The following is a 16,254-nucleotide window of genomic DNA, read 5'->3' on the forward strand; positions in this document are numbered from 1 at the left end:
GCGGTGTCGCGCCGGGCAGCGGCGACGACACACACCGGCGCGACAGTTGCAGACACCGCCGCGCCACATGGCTACCCGTCGTTTTCGACATGACTCTCACGTGACCGGTTGCGCATCCAGCACGACGCACGCGCACCGAGCCGAACCCGACGCACGCGCGCCGGCCCGCATCCGGCCGACGCATTTCGATGACGGATCTTGCAGGAGACAAGCGACATGAACCAATCGACCGACAACCGGACGCTATTGCGCACACTCGGCGTGCGCGCACCGATCGTCCAGGCGCCGATGGCCGGCGTCAGCACGCCGGCGCTGGCGGCCGCCGTGTCGAATGCGGGCGGGCTCGGCTCGCTCGGCGTGGGCGCGACGAACGCCGACGGCGCCCGCAAGATGATCCGCGACACGCGCGCGCTCACCGACCGGCCGTTCAACATCAACGTGTTCTGCCACCAGCCGGCACACGCCGACGCAGCCGTCGAACACACGTGGCTCGAGTGGCTTGCACCGGCGTTCCGCGAATACGGCGCGACGCCGCCCGCATCGCTGTCGGAGATCTATACGAGCTTCATCGCGGACGAAGCCATGCAGGCGCTGCTCGTGGAAGAAAAGCCGGCCGTCGTCAGCTTTCATTTCGGGCTGCCGTCCGCGGACGTGATCGCCGCGCTGAAGCGCGCGGGTGTCACGCTGTTCGCGGCCGCGACGAATCTCGACGAAGCCCGCCAGATCGCCGCCGCCGGCATCGACGCGATCGTCGCGCAGGGCATCGAAGCGGGCGGGCACCGCGGCGTGTTCGATTCGACCGCGCATGACGATCGTCTCGGCACGTTCGCGCTCACGCGCCTGATCGTGCGCGAATGCGCGCTGCCGGTGATCGCCGCCGGCGGCATCATGGACGGCGAGGGGATCGCCGCCGCGCTCGCGCTCGGCGCGCAGGCCGCCCAGCTCGGCACCGCGTTCGTCGCGTGCCCGGAGACGGCGATCGACGACGGCTATCGCCGCGCGCTGCTTGGCGACGCGGCACGCCGCACGACGTTCACGGCCGCGATCTCGGGCCGGATCGCACGCGGCATCGCGAATCGCCTGACCGCGCTCGGCGACGACCCGCACGCGCCGGCCACGCCCGCGTACCCGATCGCATACGATGCCGGCAAGGCACTACATGCGGCCGCGAAAGCGAAGGGTGAATTCGGCTACGGTGCGCAGTGGGCCGGGCAGGCGGCGCCGCTCGTGCGGTCGCTGCCGGCGGCCGAGCTGTTCGCCACGCTCGAACGCGAAACGCGGGCCGCGATCGAACGGATGCAGCACGTGCTGGATTGATCGTACGATTCACGAGCGGCGGGCCCGTAGTGAAGTCGTCACCGTTTGCGAAGTAAAAATGTCACTTCGCCGCCTCGCGCCGGCGATGAAGGCCGAAACCGTCGCAAATTCATGAGGTTGCACGTTGCGAATCAAAGTTGTCACCGGCCACGGTGTTGCGAAGACCAGTGTCGACTCCCGCCCCACACCGTGGTAGCGCCGACAGCGCCTGTCACGCGTTGCGCGAAACCCCAGTTTGAGCAGGCAATCGTGCCGTCGTGACAAGCAGGCTCATCGGGATACCGTCCGGGCGCTTCTCGCTGAACGTCACGAACCTGTACGACCGGCGTTACGTCAGCGGTTGCCAGTCGTACGCCGTGTGCGTGTTCGGCAACGAGCGGACCGTGCTGGCCAGCGCGAATGCAATCGGTGACTGCGCGCGCCGGATTCGGCGCGGGGTGTCCGGGGGCCGCTATCGCGCCGAGGCGGGCAGCAGATATTCGAGGCCGTGCGTGAAACCGCGCGGTGCGACCGTCAGGTGATTCTCGTCGTCGAGTACGTCGACGCGCAGCCGGAGCGACGGGAATTGCCGGGATCGCAGTGCCTTTTTCATGTTCCGCGTATCGCTAACCATGTTGTAGGTCCTCGCAAAACGCGGGTCGCCCTTCCGGACTTCCTCGTACTCCCCGACATACATGAACACACGCGCCGGCAGGTCGCGGTGGCTTGCCGCGTAGGTAGCCTCGACACGTGACATCGTGTGATGGTCGTACCACAGCGACGGACTGCCGATGAGATAACCGGAGAACAGGCCCGGCTCGGTCAGCAGGATCCTCATGCCGAGCAGGCCGCCGTACGAATGGCCGAGAAAGAGCCGCCGGCTTTCATCGGTCCGGTAGTGCTTCGCGATGAACGGCAGAACCTGGTTGCGCAGATACGCCTGATAGGCGCCGGCCTGGCCGTGGACCGCATCGGCCGGTGCGTCGGGCGAGCCTGCCGGGGTGGGCGTGTAGTCGCGCCGCCGGCTCTGCACGCCGCTTTCGCCGCGCGCATACGACAGGCCGACGAGGATGAACTCCTCGACAACCGGCCCTTCGCCGTTGAGACGGCGGGCAATCTGCTTGACGAGGGGGAACGCATAGTCGGCATCCGTCACGTAGAGGACGGGGTAACGGTGCTGCGGCTGGCTGCCGTACGACGGCGGCAGGGCGACGAATACCTGATAGTCGCGGCCGGAAGCCGGGTCCGGCACGTCGCGGACTTCGGTGTCCGCGACTTCGTAGGGTTGGCCGTTGCCTCGCTGCCAGTACGCCGGATGAGCCGCCGTCGTTGCCGGCCCTGCAATGGCGTCGACCTGGCCGATCATGCATATCGCGACGATGCCCGCAGGCAGGAAGTGCTTCACGCCAGACTCCACGCCCCGTTTTGCCTGTGTCAACGAAGCAACGATCGATTCGTTCGGAAAGCGTGGACGTCGCATGGCTCGTGCCCTTCACCGAAAAAGCGAAGTTTGCCAAAAAAAGCGCGTTCGTGTGGAGGCGATCCATTCGAGCGGTCGGGGTGGCACGATTCGTCGTCGACGATCGGTGCGCCGGTGCACGGCGACTCCGTTGCCGTAGAGCATGCATGCTCATGAGGTGTGCCAAATCGCGCGCTTACGATTGCGCACTCGATCGCCGCCGCCCGCCGCCGATTTGCAATGTTCTGTATCTGCACGAACCGCGGATACAACGCGATACAACGCACGTTCGGGCGTCCGCTATAAAGCAGGCATGACCTCTTCTGGAGTGCACCATGTCTGCAACCTGGTTCAAAGGGTCCTGCCATTGCGGGGCCGTCAAATTCGAAGTCCGAACTGCCGTGACGCCGGCGGTGCGCTGCAACTGCAGCCTGTGCCGCCGGCGCGGCGCATTGATGAGCCCGATGTTCGCCGCCAGCGAACTGAAGATCGTCGAAGGCGAGGGCGCGCTGACGTGCTACCAATTCAACACGCGCACGGCCCGTCACTATTTTTGCAGCCATTGCGGCATCTATCCGTTCCATCAGACGCGCAAAGACCCGGCCTGCTGGCGCGTCAATCTCGGCTGCCTCGATGGCGTCGATCCGTATGCGCTCGATGCAACGGTCGCCGACGGCGCGAGCCTCTCGGTCGTGGAGGACGCATGAAACGCTGGCTGATGATCCTGCTGTTTGCCGCAGGCGGGCTCGCGACCGAAATAGCGCATCCAGTGCAATGCTCGCTGCTGTCGGTCAGCCGCGTGCAGACCGGCAAGCGCCGCAGGGCTGGCTGACGGCGCACCGGTTCATCGAGAACGATTATCATGCTTCCGATAAGATCGTATGCGATATATAATGCGTCCAACTGCGGCCGTTCGCGTCGCTGGAGGACGTTCATGAAACCGACCGAAGCCCCATCCGCCGCCGCACCGAAACTGTCCGAGTTCCTGTGCTTTGCGATCTACTCGACGAACCTCGCGTTCGGCAAGGCCTACAAGCCGATCCTCGAAGAGCTCGGCCTCACATATACGCAATACATCACGATCATCGCGCTGTGGGAGCAGGACAACCAGACGGTCGGCCAGCTCGGCGAGAAGCTGTTCCTCGAATCCAATACGTTGACGCCGATCCTGAAGAAGCTCGAGGCGATGGGCTACCTGGAGCGGCACCGCGATCCGTCGGACGAACGCCAGGTGCTCGTCAGCCTGACGAAGAGCGGCCGCCGCGTGCGCGAGAAGGGGCTCGACATGAATCTGGTCGAAGCCACCGGGTTGAAGCCGGACGAATTCGCGAAGATGCAGAAGGCGATCGTCACGCTGCGCGGCAACCTGATCCAGTCGACCGACGAATAAATACCCGGACCACCGACGGCCGGCACGTGCAGCGTTCCGGCCGCGTCGTCATGCGTGCTCGTCGCCCAGCACCAGCAGGTGCATCTCGCGGCGGACGACAAAGCCCAATGCGAGATAGCGCTCGATCGCCACCTGGTTCGACGTGAGGACGTGCAGGAAAGGCGTATCCGAACGCGCATCGATCTCCGCAATCAACGACCGCATCAGACGTGCCGCCAGCCCTTGCCGCCGGAACGCGGCATCCACGCACACCGCGCTGATCTCCGTATACCCGTCGACCTGCATCCGCTCGCCGGCCATCGCGGCCAGCCTGCCTTCGCTGCGGATGCCGATGTAATGGCCGAGCTCGAACGTGCGCGGGCCGAACGGGCCGGGCTGCGCGGCCGTGGTCAGCGCGAGCATCTCCGGCACGTCGGCTTCGGCGAGCGTGACGTAGCCGGGTTCAGGCGCCGGGTCGAGCGCGCGTTGCCAGACCATCTGCAACAGGTTCGCGCGCCGGATCACCGACAATCCCGCCAACGGCTCGATCTCTTCCGTCGTGACCAGTGCCGCCGGCCCGTGGGCGGCGATCAGTGCGCGCAACGCGTCGAACGATGCCGCGCTCGTGTCCTCGATCGCGGCGAACGGCGCGATCGCTGCCGGAAATCGCCATGCGCGGTCGTTGCCGAGCGCAAAGCGGCGCTGCCTGCCCGCCAGCGCGTTCCACACCACATGGTCGAGCGGGTGCGCACTGCCTGGCGCGTTTCCGGTCGTTGCATCGGACATCGGCTGCTCCTCGATTGACGGTTTCGATCGCACAGCATAGACCGGGATCGGTCGGGCAGGGCGCGGCGCAGCACACTAACGCTGCCAGCGCGCCGGATCCACCCAGATCGGGAACGACAGGATCACCGCCAGCCCGTTTCCCTCGATACCGGCCGCCACCTCGACCGACCCGCCGTGCGACTCGGCGATCCGTGCAACGAGCGACAGGCCGATGCCGCTGCCCGGCTGTACCGTCCCCGGCACCCGGTAAAAGCGTTCGAAGATCCGCTCGCGCTCGCCGAGCGGCACACCGGGCCCGTCGTCCGCGATCCGCAGCCTGACCCGCCCGCCGTCCGCATCGGCAGGGCTGTCGCACGTGATCTCGACCCGCCCGCCGTCACGGCCGTAACGCAGCGCGTTGTCGATCAGGTTGCGCACCGCGATCGCAATCTCGTCCAGGTCACCCCAGACGCGCACCGGTTCGACCGCGATCCGCATCGTCTGCCGGCGCGCATGGGCGGCCGCGTCGAAGTCGCTCGCGATCAGTGCAACGAGCCGCGACAGGTCGACCGGCCCATGCTGGTCGGCACGCGATCCGGCATCCAGCCGCGCCAGTTCGAGCAATTGCCCGGATAGCCGCGCGCTGCGCTCGACGCCCGTTGCCAGCCGACGCAATGCGTCGTTCTTGTCCGCCAGACTGTCCGCCTGCAATGCCACTTCCGCCTGGGCCGACAACGCCGCGAGCGGCGTGCGCAACTCGTGCGCCGCATCGCCGATGAAACGACGCTCGGTGTCGACGGCCTGACTCAACCGTGCGAGCAAGCGATTGAACGATTCGACGAGCGGGCGGAGTTCGCGCGGCAGCGTCACCAGCGGCAACGGCGAGAAATCGAACGCGGCCTTGCGCTGGATCGCATGCTGGACGTCGCGCACCGGCCCGAACGACCAGCGGATCACCCACCAGATCACGACGCCCAGCATCCCGAGCATCACCGCCGTATTGAACAGGCCGAGTTGCAGCGCATTGTTCGCCTTCTCCTGCCAGGTCGTGGCCGGCCCGCCCGTCTGAACGTGAATCCGGCCCGCCGGATCCGACAGCGAGTACACCCGCCAGGTCTCGTCGTGCGCGACGCCGCGCCCGGTGCTCACCCCGTATCCGTCCTGCAGGTCGGCCTTGAGTGCCGGCCCCGGCGCATCCGCGCTGTGCATCACGTTGCGGCCATCGACCCAGACCTGGAACGCGACGTCGTATTTGCCATACGCGGTGTTCGACACCACCGCCTGGGCGTTCGCGGCGGGCAGGCGATCGATCGCATCGGGCAGCGACAAGAGCAGCAGTTGCGCGGCACTTTCAAGCATGCCGTCGCGCCAGCCGCGCTGTTCACGCCACAGGCCGATACCGAGAAACGCCCCCCAGCTCGCCCAGAACACGACGACCGCCGCCATCACGGTCGCGAGCAGGCGCACGCGTAGCGACTTCATGCCGGGCTCTCCCCGACGCGATAGCCGAAGCCATGCACCGTCACGATCAGTTCGTCGCCGAGCTTGCGCCGAAGTTGATGGATGTACACCGCGATCGTGTTGCTTTCGATTGCGCTGTCGTTGCCGTACACGCGCTCTTCGAGCTGCGTGCGCGTGACGACGCGGCCTTGCCGCTCCATCAACGCGAGCAGCGTGCGGTACTCGTGAATGCTGAGCGCAACGGGTTCGCCGGCACGCGTGACTTCCTTGCGAGCCGGATCGACGTGCACGTCGCGGTAGATCAGGCGTTCCGACACGCGGCCCTGGCTGCGGCGCGTCAGCGCGCGCAACCGTGCGTAGAGTTCGTCGAGCTGGAACGGCTTCACGAGATAGTCGTCGGCGCCTGCGTCGAGGCCGCGGATCCGGTCGCTCAACTGATCGCGTGCGGTCACGATCAATACCGGCGTCGGGTCGTAGTTCGCACGCATCGCGGCGAGCAGCGTGAAACCGGACGCACCCGGCAGTTGCAGGTCGAGCAGCACCGCGTCGTAGCCGTGGCCGACGAGCGCGAGCCGCGCGGCCGGCACGTCGGCCGACCAGTCCGCGCGCCAGCCGTTCTGCCTGAGGCCCGCGCAAACGGCGTCGGCCAGCATGACATCGTCTTCTACCAGCAGGATATGCATCGGTTTCGCTCCTCGAATGTCGAGGTCGCCAATCTGACCGACCGCGATTAAAAACTTCTTAAAGCCCGGGGGCCACGATGCGGGCCATTCGCCGCATTGCCGGAGCAATGCATCTGGCGTTTTCTCGAGAGGCTCGCGATGACCGTGTCACGTCCTTCAATTCCGTTGCTGCAATGCAATGCGGCACGAGGCTCCACCTTCGCGCCGTCCTGGTGCAGGCGATTCTGGCACGGAAGGCCGCGCGCGTTTTGCACGTTGTGCGCCAGCCGCGCGGGATCTGTGCAATGAACCCGCTCACCACGCTCGTCCCGTTCGGCCTCGCGCTCAGCCTGGCCGGCGCCAACAGCATCGCCTGCCTCGTCGGCCTGTCGCTGATCGAGCGGCTGATCCCCGTGCTGCCGTCCCACGTGCTGCTCACGATGATCGGTGTCGCCAGCGCGCAAGGCGCATGGACACTGCCGGAAGCGATCGTCGTGACGGCGCTCGGCAGCTTCGCGGGCTGCCTGCTGCATTACGCGCTCGGCAACCTGTGGCCGGAAGACAGCGTGCTGGCCCTGCTGCGCCGCGTCGCGCCGCTGGGCAGGCTGCAGCCCGCGAGGATGGACGCGCTGATCGACGGCATCCGTGCGCGGCCCGCGCGGCTCGCGCTCTGGTCGCAACTGGTGCCGTTCGTCCGGCTCGTCGCACCGGCGCTCGCCGGCTTGCTGGAAACGAGTTTCGCGCGATTCGCATCGGGCGCCGCGGCCGGCATCGCGCTGTGGAACACGCTGTTCATCACGGCCGGCTATCTGGCCGCGCAGGCAGCCGCCTAGCCCGACACGTCGTTGACCGATCGATCCCGACTGGAGCCCGTCGATGCGAATCCCTGACTGGATGCTGTTCCTGCGTACCTGGTTGCGCAATCCGCGCCGCGTCGGCGCGCTCGCGCCATCCGGCCCGGCGCTCGCCGCGCTGATCACCGCCGATATCCCGCGCGACGGCGCCACCGTCATCGAGCTCGGTGCAGGCACCGGCGTGTTCACGCGGGCACTGCTCGCGCGCGGCGTCGCGAGTGACCGGCTGGTGCTGGTGGAAGCCGATCCCGCATTCGCGAACACGCTGCGGCATCAGTTTCCCGCGCTGCGGATCATGCAGATGGATGCGGTGCACCTTGGCATGACGGGCGACTTCTTCGGTGGGGCACGTGCGGATGCTGTCGTGAGCGGATTGCCGCTCGTCGCGATGCCGGTCGAACAGGCCGTCGCGATCGTTCACTGCGCGTTCGCGCGCCACCTGGCTGCCGATGGTGCGTTCTACCAGTTCACCTATGTGCCGCGCTGCCCGATTCCGGCGCGCTACCTGGAGGCCATGCGCATTCGCGCCGTCCGGGTGGGCGTCGCGTGGATGAACTTCCCGCCCGCGATCGTGTATCGCTTCGAACGCCGGATCGATGCGGCCGGCCATCAGTGGCCCGGTGCGCGGCCGTTGCTCGATGCGGTTGCGGAGGCAACGATTTTGCGAGGACTCGATACCGCGCCGTCACTCAATTCAAACGGCGTGGGGCCATCGATGGAAGGAAGTCCGTCATCGTGAACGCGCTCGAGTATGGGGTGCTGTTCGGCCGGCAACGGCTGCGGTTCCTTCTTCGACAATCACGGGTCGCGAAAGCCGGCAGCAGCATTGGCGCTGCGCGGTAGGCACGTGTTGCATGTCGACGTGCAACATCACTCTCCATCGACGGCCGACGAGGAGCGCGCCGTGCTCGCGCGCTCCCGTTTCTCACACGTCGTATCGAACTGCCCGGATTGGCGCGACGACTCCAACGCGCCATGCTCAATGACCGAAGTAGATCGACCGCTCGGCCGAGCGAACCGCGCTGCGGCCGCCCGACTGCGTCGCACCGCCGGCGTCGCTGCCGTAACCGGACACCTGCGACTCGACGGCCACCGCATCGGTGTCGTGAACCCGGCGCAGCGCAGCCTGGAGATTGTCCGGATAGTTCGGGTCGTTGGGCCGGTTCGGCAGGTAGCCGGCCTTCTGCAGCGCGGCCAGTTCCGCACGCACTTGCGAGCGCGTCACGGAGCCTTCTCCAGCAAACGCGGGCGCGGCAACGGCAGCCGACACGGCAACGAGAAGGGCAGCGATCAGTTGGGTCTTCATCATTCACCTCGACAAGAAAATGGGGATTCAGCGGTTGCGCACCGTGCGCCGGCCACCGGCGCCGATTGCGGTTTCGTTCAATGACCGAAGTAGATCGAGCGTTCGGCGATCCGCGTCGCGGGCCGGCTGCCCGACTGCGTCGCGGCGACGGCATCGCTGCCGTAACCGGATGTCACTGCATCGGCCACTGCGGTGTCGTTCGCGTGAATGCGCGTCAGCGCGGCCTGCAGGTCGTCCGGATAGTGCGGATCGTTCGCGCGGCCCGGCCGATAGCCGGCCTGTTCGAGCTGGACGAGCTCGGCACGCACCTGCGCACGCGACACGACGGTTGCATCGGCGAACGCCGGTGCGGCAGCGGATGCGGAAACGGCTACGAGAAGGGCGGCGATCAATTGGGTTTTCATCATTTACCTCGACAGATGGGGGATAGAAGGGATTCAGGGTTCGCGTATCGACGATGCGCCGGGCTCAATGACCGAAATACACCGAACGGTCGGCCACGCTGACCGCATGCCGGCGGCCCGATTGCGTCGTCGCCTCGCCGTTGCTGCCGTAGCCGGACGCCTGCTCGTCGCTGGCGACCGCATCAGTTACATGGATCTGCGTGAGTGCCGCCTGGAGATCATCCGGATAGGTGGCGTCGGTCGCGCGATTCAGCGGGTAGCCGGCCTGTTGCAACTGCGCGAGTTCGGCGCGCACCTGCGCACGCGTCACGGTGGATTCGCTCGCGAAGGCCGGTGCGGCGACAGTGGCCGAAACAGCGACGAGAAGGGCGGCGATCAATTGGGTTTTCATCATTCACCTCGAGAAGAAAGAATAGAAATCGGGCATTCGGCAAGGCGGCGCTCGGCCGCCTGATGCATCGTTCAAGCGATACGGATGTCGACGTCGATGTTGCCGCGCGTCGCCTTCGAGTACGGGCAGGTCTGGTGTGCGGCATCGACGATGCGCTGTGCGACGTCGCGGTCGAGCCCCGGCACGCTCACGTTCAGCCGGGCCTGCAGGAAGTAGGCGTTGCCGGCGGTACCGAGATCCACTTCGGCGTCGACCGCGAGATCGGCCGGCAGCGTTACCTTCGCCGCACGCGCCGCAAGCTGCATTGCGCCGATGAAGCAGGCCGACCAGCCTGCCGCGAACAGTTGTTCCGGATTGGTGCCGGTGCCGGCACTGCCCGGCGACGACAACTGGATGTCGAGGCGGCCGTCGGAACTGCGCGCCGCGCCGTCGCGGCCGCCGGAAGTCGTATGCGTCTTGCCCGTGTACAGCACTTTTTCGATCTTGCTCATCATTTGCTCCGTCAGTTGGCTGGTTTGTTTCAGATGCGATTCGATCGCATGCGATGGAGTTTCGTCGAGGCGACCGCTTGAGTCAAGCGTATTCGATTAAATCGCATGCGATGTTTTGTATTTCAATGTATCTGGAACGTGTACGGCCTTTCTGGGCAAGGCTTTCCTGTGATCGATCCCCGATAATCGACGAGCAGCGAATCCGGGGGGGGCAGGTGAAAACACCTGCGGGAGGGCTGGCCGCCCCGCAGGGCGGCCGATCGGTCAGGCCGGGTCGATCTCGGCGATCACGACGAGGATCACGGCCGCATCGGCCGGCAACTGGCGCTGCGAGAATGCCGAGCGAGCGTGTCCGGCCTTGTCGCCCAGCACGGCCGCGAACAGGTCCGACGCGCCGTCGATCACGGCCGGTTGCCCGAAAAAGCCGTCGGCCGAACTCACGTGCCCCTCGACGCGCACGATCTTGCGCAGGCGCCCGAACCCGCCCAGGTGCCGGCGGATCTGTGCGAGCACGTTCAGCGCCGCGAGCCGGGCGGCATGCTTGCCTTCGTCGACGCTCAACTGCTCGCCGACGCGGCCGGTATAGGCAACCTTGCCGTCGACGAGCGGCAGTTGTCCCGAGACGAACAGCAGGTTGCCGGCTTCGCTGACGGCCGTATAGCTGCCGAGCGGGTTCGGTGGTTCGGGTAGAGCGAGGCCGAGGTCGGCCAGTTTCTGTTCTACGTGTTCGACGGTCATGTCGTGCTCCTTGCAGGAAAAGGAATCGGGCGAACGGTGCTGCCTGTGAGTCACTCTAGTCATGCGGCCGAAGCCGGTAAATGTCAGCCGAGCAATTGATTCACGACGCGGTGTAACGAATCACGCCATGCACGCGCGCTGGTTTCCCGTGCGAGATTCATGCACACTCGGCGTCATCGCGCGCACGCGCCGGAGACGGCAGGAATCGCCCCATGCAACGACAATTCGACGATCTGCTGCTCGGCAGCATCGAGCTGTTCTGCCTCGCCGCCGAACTCGGCAGCTTCACGCTGGCGGCCAACGCGGCGAGCGTCACGCCGGCTGCGGTCAGCCGGTCGGTCGCGCGGCTCGAGGAGCGTCTCGGCGTGCGGCTGTTCGTGCGCACGACACGCCAGATCCGCCTGACCGATTCCGGCCGCCGCTATTTCGAGCAATGCCGCGACGCGCTGTCGCAACTCGTCGACGCCGAACGCGAGGCGACCGGCCAGCAGGCCACGCCCGCCGGCTTGCTGCGGATCAGCATGCCGACGCCGTACGGACACTATCGCGTGCTGCCGCTGCTTCCGGCGTTTCGCGAGCGGTACCCGGACGTGCGCGTCGAAACCCACCTGAGCAATCGCAACATCGACTTCGCCGAGGAAGGCTACGATCTCGCGATCCGGGGACGCGCGCCGGCCGATTCGAACCTGGTCGCGCGCACGCTGGAAGATGCCGAACTCGTGATCGTCGCGACGCCCGGCTACCTGAAGCGTGCGGGCACGCCGACCGTCATCGACGATCTGCATGCGCACGAATGCATCCAGTTCGAACTGCCGAGCAGCGGGCGGCAGATTCCGTGGCTGTTCAGCGATGGCTCAGAGGAAATCGACGTCGCGACGACCGGCAGCTACGGTACGTCGGGCGACTACCTTGCCGGCGTGACGCTCGCGCGCAGCGGTGCGGGCCTGTTCCAGGCCTACCGTTTCATCGTCGAGCAGGATCTGCGGGCCGGCACGCTCGTGGAAGTGCTGCCCGGCCTCGGCGGCCGGTCGCGGCCGTTCATGCTGCTGTATCCGCATGCGCGCTTTCTGTCGTCGCGCGTGCGCGTGTTCGTCGACTTCCTCATCGAGCATCTGGCACGCGCGCCAGCCAGGCCCGCGACCGGCACACGCACCAAACGGGCCGGCGCATCGCGCTAGACGCGCCGGCGCGCGGTTTCGACGCCGCGACTCAATGCCCGGCGCTCTGGCCGCCGTCGACATGCAGGATCTCGCCCGTGACGAACGGCGCCGAGTCCAGGTACAGGATCGCGTCGACGATGTCGCTCATCTCGCCCATGCGGCCGACCGGATGCAGCGATGCGAGCGTCGCGTGCGTTTCGGGCGCATGCATCGGCGACTTGATGATCCCGGGCGACACGGCATTCACGCGAATGCCGGCCTTCGCATACTCGATCGCGAGCGACTTCGTCGCCGCATTCAATCCGCCTTTCGTCAACGACGCGAGCACCGACGGCACGTTGCTGTTCGCGTGATCGATCAGGCTCGTCGTGATGCTGACCACGTGGCCGCTACCGTGCTTCTGCATCGCGGCGATCGCATGTTGCGTGACGTGGAAGAAGCCATTCAGGTTGACGCTCGTGATCTGCGCATAGTCGTCCGCGGTGTACTGCGTGAACGGCTTCGCGATGAACACACCCGCGTTGTTGACGAGCGTGTCGACGCGGCCGAAGCGTTCGATGGCGGCGTCGACCACGCGCCGTGCGACGGCCGCGTCGCCGATGTCGCCCGCGACGGTGACGAGATCGGGATCGTTCGACGGCCCGATCGAACGTGACGTGGCGACGACGCGATGGCCGCGGGCCCGGAATGCGTCGACGGTTGCCGCGCCGATGCCTTGCGATGCGCCGGTGACGATGATGACTTTGGATGCGCTCATGATTTGCCTCGATAGGTGAAGGGTTTTCGGCTTCAGTGCCGACCGGATCCGTGAATCCGATGGGCGAACTGTAGGCGCGCCGGTCACGATCTCGAACACCCACCGTGGAGCAACAGTCTTGCGTCACGGGAACAAATGCGGGGAGGGGTGGCCGTGGTCAGGGTGAAACGTCGGGATGTGGCGGCCCGGACCAGACGGTCAACGGCCAGGGGTCGCGGCGACGACATGGTCCGGCTGCACGAGGCCTCTTCACTGGCATGTCAGCCGAAATGCCCGCGATATTCGCGGCTGAACTGCGATGCGCCGCCGCTGCGCTGCCGATCGACCAATCGGCCAATCGGCGCTCGACGTCGCCCTCAAGCGCCTCGATGTGCTGCGCGAATGTTCAAGCGTGGCGCGATCTCGCCGAAAACGACCGATTTTCGTGCGGCTTGATGAGCCGAATTGTCTGTTGCGGAACACGTAGTTGGATCAAACAATGATCCTATCTGGATAACTTTTCTTATCACAATAGCACGATTGAAAATCCAAACTCGCCGTTTCGAAAACGCGTCTGATATCCGGCTTCCGGGCAGCCTTCATGTTTTTCGCCATCGATTCGACGGCAGGGAAGGGAACACGCGCCATGCGCGTCCTCAATCCGGCGCATTGATCCGCGCCAGCAGCACCGTCAACACATCGGCCGTCGCGCGCGCACTGCGCTACGGCTGCTTGCGCTTCGCGAAGTAATGCGCGGGCGAGTCGCCGAATGCGCGGCGGAACATCGCGATGAAGTTGCTTGGCGTCGCATAGCCCAGCGCGTCCGCGATGTTCGCGACGCTGTCGCCGCTCGCGAGCCGTTCGAGCGCATGCGTCAGGCGCGCCTGCTGGCGCCATTGCGCGAAGCTCGTGCCGGTTTCCGCGACGAACAGCCGGCTCAGCGTGCGGGCGGACAACCCGGCCCATTCGGCCCACGCCTCGAGCGTGCGGCTGTCGTGCGGCTGCCCGAGGATTGCGTTGGCGATGCGCAGCAGGCGCCGGTCGCGCGGCATCGGCAGGTGCAGCGGCTCGTGCGGCGCGCGGCGCATCTCGTCCAGCAGCACGATGCTGATGCGCGCCTGCTCGATGTCGAGCCGGTCCTGGTCGGCCCACGACACCGCGCGCCGCACGAGCGCGCGCATCAGCTCGGTAATCGCAATCACGCAAGGCTGGTCCGGCATTCGCCGGCTCGCGGCCGGTGCGATCACGACGCTCCAGCCGCTCAACGCACCGCTGATGCTGACCTTGTGCTGCTCGCCCGGCGGAATCCAGCCCGCGCGATGCGGCGGCAGCAGCCACGAACCATGCGGCGTGCGCACGTGCGCGAAACCGCTTTCCACGCAGAACACCTGCCCGCGCAGATGGCTGTGCCAGTCGACCTCGCGGGTACCGAGCCGGTAAGTGTTGCTGCCGTCGTCTTCGCCCCAGACGGCGATCAGCGACGGGCCGTCCTCACGCTCGCTCGGATCGGAGTCGGCGCGCTTCGCGGTGCGGGGTGGAGAAACGTCTCGGATGGGCATGGCCGGAATTCATTATTTTTTGACTAAACAACATTATCAGCTTTGTCCGGGGGCATCCAACAATGCGTGTCGTGTTCAAACCGATACGAAGCAGAGGAATGCGATGCATGCTGCACTTGCTCCCTGGACATGCGATGCCGGCGCGCTGCGCGTCATGTCGCGAATCGCCGTTGCCGCGGCGCTCGTCATGCTCGGCGCGTGCGCGAGCCGCGACGGGCTCACGCCGGCCGGCACATTGCGCGGCGCCGATACGCTTGCCGCATCGCGCAGCCTCGCGCAGGTGCCGGCCGCCGACTGGCCGGCTGCCGACTGGTGGCGCGCGCTGAACGATACGCAACTGAGTGCGCTTATCGACGAGGCGCTCGCCGGCAACCCCGATCTCGCGACCGCCGATGCGCGTGCACGCGAAGCGCAGGCGCTGGTGATCGAGGCACAGGCCGCGCGGCTGCCGCACCTCGTCGGCCGCGGGAGCGCGAAGGCCGAGCGGCTGTCCGGCACCCAGTTTTCGTCAGGCGAGGGCGGCGGCTTCTTCAGCCACACGCGCGAGATCACTCTCGGCCTGAGCTGGGATCTCGATCTGTGGGGCAGCCGCCGCGCCGCATGGGAAGCCGCGCTCGGCGAAGCGCGCGCCGCGCAAGTCGACGCGCAGGCCGCCCGCGTGCTGCTGTCGGTCAACGTTGCGCGCGCCTACGTGAATCTCGCATACGCATTCGATCAGCAGGACCTCGCGCGGGCCGAATACGAGCGCGCCGACGAAGCGCTCACACTCACGCGCCAGCGCGTCACGAAAGGCATCGACAACGTCGCGCAGCAGCGTCAGGCGGAAAGCGAAGTCGCGGCCGCGACGCGCGAGCAGGCCCGCACCGCGCAGGCGGTCGACAGCGCGCGCATCGCGCTCGCGATCCTGCTCGGCGCCGGCCCCGATCGCGGCCTCGCACTGGTGCGGCCCGCGCCGCTGCCGGCCGCCGCGCTCGCGGTGCCGGCCGACCTGCCGGCCGCGCTGCTCGGCCGGCGCGCCGACCTCGTCGCCGCGCGCTGGCGCGTCGAAGCGGCCAGCCGCAACGTCGCGGCCGCTCGTGCGGATTTCCTGCCGAACGTCAGTCTCACCGCGCTGATCGGGCTCGCGACGCGTGGCGGCGCCTCGCTGTTCCAGGCCGCGTCGCGCACCTATAACGCCAGCCCGGCCGTGAGCCTGCCGATCTTCGACGGCGGCGAACGGCGCGGCGTGCTGCGCAGGCGCGACGCGCAATACGACCTCGCGGTCGCCGGCTACAACAAGACGCTGATCGGTGCGATCGGCGAGGTGGCCGACGATCTGCACCGGCTGCATTCGCTCGCCGTGCAGACGGATGCCCAGCAGCGTGCGTTCGACTCCGCCACCGATGCGTGGCGGCTCGCGGACGCGCGCTACCGGGCCGGCGTCGGCAGCTACCTCGATGCGCTCGTCGTGCGCCAGCAACTGCTGGTCGCGAGCCGCGAGGTTGCCGCGCTGCGCGCGCAGCGCGCGGACCAGTCGCTGCAGCTCGTCGCCGCGCTCGGTGGCGGCTTCCGCGCCGAGCCGGACGACGCCGCGCTTGCCGCCACGCCTTCCCAACGTCCTTGA

General features: G+C 66.9%; 19 protein-coding genes. 8 read left to right on the top strand and 11 right to left on the bottom strand.

From position 1 onward, the window contains the following. The first annotated feature begins 216 nt into the window (after positions 1–216). A complete protein-coding gene (locus tag BCEP18194_RS14460; RefSeq protein ID WP_011352022.1) occupies positions 217–1,317 on the top strand; it encodes an NAD(P)H-dependent flavin oxidoreductase in 1,101 nt (366 codons plus the stop codon). A 451-nt stretch (positions 1,318–1,768) separates the two neighbouring features. Here BCEP18194_RS14460 and BCEP18194_RS14465 read toward each other — a convergent pair whose 3' ends face one another. Further along, a complete protein-coding gene (locus tag BCEP18194_RS14465; RefSeq protein WP_244272889.1) occupies positions 1,769–2,701 on the bottom strand; it encodes an alpha/beta hydrolase in 933 nt (310 codons plus the stop codon). 389 nt (positions 2,702–3,090) lie between these two features. Between BCEP18194_RS14465 and BCEP18194_RS14470 the strand changes: the two genes are divergently transcribed. The 3 genes from BCEP18194_RS14470 (at position 3,091) to BCEP18194_RS14475 (ending at position 4,145) form a co-directional block, all read left to right on the top strand. Then, positions 3,091–3,462 (top strand): GFA family protein, encoded by a 372-nt coding sequence (locus BCEP18194_RS14470; RefSeq protein WP_011352025.1) that lies wholly within the window; start codon positions 3,091–3,093, stop codon positions 3,460–3,462. Beyond that, positions 3,459–3,587 carry a hypothetical protein gene (locus tag BCEP18194_RS42250; protein WP_278644945.1) on the top strand — a complete coding sequence of 43 codons (129 nt, stop codon included), beginning with the start codon at positions 3,459–3,461 and terminating at the stop codon, positions 3,585–3,587. Before BCEP18194_RS14470 ends, BCEP18194_RS42250 begins: the two co-directional genes overlap by 4 nt. A gap of 102 nt (positions 3,588–3,689) precedes the next feature. Beyond that, entirely contained in the window at positions 3,690–4,145 is a 456-nt protein-coding gene (locus BCEP18194_RS14475; RefSeq protein ID WP_011352026.1) for a MarR family winged helix-turn-helix transcriptional regulator, read from the top strand. A 48-nt stretch (positions 4,146–4,193) separates the two neighbouring features. Here BCEP18194_RS14475 and BCEP18194_RS14480 read toward each other — a convergent pair whose 3' ends face one another. From BCEP18194_RS14480 to BCEP18194_RS14490, 3 genes are all read right to left on the bottom strand, one after another. Continuing rightward, positions 4,194–4,910 carry a GNAT family N-acetyltransferase gene (locus BCEP18194_RS14480; RefSeq protein ID WP_011352027.1) on the bottom strand — a complete coding sequence of 239 codons (717 nt, stop codon included), beginning with the start codon at positions 4,908–4,910 and terminating at the stop codon, positions 4,194–4,196. A gap of 75 nt (positions 4,911–4,985) precedes the next feature. Then, the gene (locus BCEP18194_RS14485) at positions 4,986–6,371 is read right to left on the bottom strand and encodes an ATP-binding protein (protein WP_011352028.1); all 1,386 of its coding nucleotides are present in this window, start codon (positions 6,369–6,371) and stop codon (positions 4,986–4,988) included. Further along, positions 6,368–7,033 (bottom strand): response regulator transcription factor, encoded by a 666-nt coding sequence (locus BCEP18194_RS14490; protein WP_011352029.1) that lies wholly within the window; start codon positions 7,031–7,033, stop codon positions 6,368–6,370. The genes BCEP18194_RS14485 and BCEP18194_RS14490 overlap by 4 nt, the downstream gene beginning before the upstream one ends. 284 nt (positions 7,034–7,317) lie before the next feature. Here BCEP18194_RS14490 and BCEP18194_RS14495 point away from each other — a divergent pair, with 284 nt between their 5' ends. Continuing rightward, a complete protein-coding gene (locus tag BCEP18194_RS14495; protein WP_011352030.1) occupies positions 7,318–7,845 on the top strand; it encodes a DedA family protein in 528 nt (175 codons plus the stop codon). A gap of 43 nt (positions 7,846–7,888) precedes the next feature. Next, positions 7,889–8,605 carry a class I SAM-dependent methyltransferase gene (locus BCEP18194_RS14500; protein ID WP_011352031.1) on the top strand — a complete coding sequence of 239 codons (717 nt, stop codon included), beginning with the start codon at positions 7,889–7,891 and terminating at the stop codon, positions 8,603–8,605. A 240-nt stretch (positions 8,606–8,845) separates the two neighbouring features. On the opposite strand, the gene BCEP18194_RS14505 is transcribed toward BCEP18194_RS14500, so the two are convergent. The 5 genes from BCEP18194_RS14505 to BCEP18194_RS14525 form a co-directional block, all read right to left on the bottom strand. After that, on the bottom strand, positions 8,846–9,175 hold the full coding sequence (locus BCEP18194_RS14505) for a DUF4148 domain-containing protein (protein WP_011352032.1): 330 nt from the start codon (positions 9,173–9,175) through the stop codon (positions 8,846–8,848). A 74-nt stretch (positions 9,176–9,249) separates the two neighbouring features. Then, positions 9,250–9,579 (bottom strand): DUF4148 domain-containing protein, encoded by a 330-nt coding sequence (locus BCEP18194_RS14510; RefSeq protein WP_041492833.1) that lies wholly within the window; start codon positions 9,577–9,579, stop codon positions 9,250–9,252. Positions 9,580–9,640: 61 nt separating this feature from the next. Then, a complete protein-coding gene (locus tag BCEP18194_RS14515) occupies positions 9,641–9,967 on the bottom strand; it encodes a DUF4148 domain-containing protein (RefSeq protein ID WP_081436637.1) in 327 nt (108 codons plus the stop codon). A 71-nt stretch (positions 9,968–10,038) separates the two neighbouring features. Then, positions 10,039–10,458 (bottom strand): organic hydroperoxide resistance protein, encoded by a 420-nt coding sequence (locus BCEP18194_RS14520; RefSeq protein WP_011352035.1) that lies wholly within the window; start codon positions 10,456–10,458, stop codon positions 10,039–10,041. A gap of 264 nt (positions 10,459–10,722) precedes the next feature. After that, positions 10,723–11,196, bottom strand: coding sequence for a RidA family protein (locus BCEP18194_RS14525; RefSeq protein ID WP_011352036.1), 474 nt, complete (start codon positions 11,194–11,196; stop codon positions 10,723–10,725). 212 nt (positions 11,197–11,408) lie between these two features. Between BCEP18194_RS14525 and BCEP18194_RS14530 the strand changes: the two genes are divergently transcribed. Continuing rightward, positions 11,409–12,374 (top strand): LysR family transcriptional regulator, encoded by a 966-nt coding sequence (locus BCEP18194_RS14530; protein ID WP_011352037.1) that lies wholly within the window; start codon positions 11,409–11,411, stop codon positions 12,372–12,374. Between the two features lie 31 nt (positions 12,375–12,405). On the opposite strand, the gene BCEP18194_RS14535 is transcribed toward BCEP18194_RS14530, so the two are convergent. Both BCEP18194_RS14535 and BCEP18194_RS14540 read right to left on the bottom strand, forming a co-directional pair. Then, complete coding sequence (locus tag BCEP18194_RS14535; RefSeq protein ID WP_011352038.1) at positions 12,406–13,113, bottom strand: SDR family NAD(P)-dependent oxidoreductase; 708 nt, start codon at positions 13,111–13,113, stop codon at positions 12,406–12,408. A gap of 701 nt (positions 13,114–13,814) precedes the next feature. Then, on the bottom strand, positions 13,815–14,651 hold the full coding sequence (locus tag BCEP18194_RS14540) for an AraC family transcriptional regulator (RefSeq protein WP_011352040.1): 837 nt from the start codon (positions 14,649–14,651) through the stop codon (positions 13,815–13,817). Positions 14,652–14,805: 154 nt separating this feature from the next. Here BCEP18194_RS14540 and BCEP18194_RS14545 point away from each other — a divergent pair, with 154 nt between their 5' ends. Then, positions 14,806–16,254 (top strand): efflux transporter outer membrane subunit, encoded by a 1,449-nt coding sequence (locus BCEP18194_RS14545; protein WP_011352041.1) that lies wholly within the window; start codon positions 14,806–14,808, stop codon positions 16,252–16,254.

This window comes from Burkholderia lata (assembly GCF_000012945.1).
Lineage (GTDB): Bacteria > Pseudomonadota > Gammaproteobacteria > Burkholderiales > Burkholderiaceae > Burkholderia > Burkholderia lata.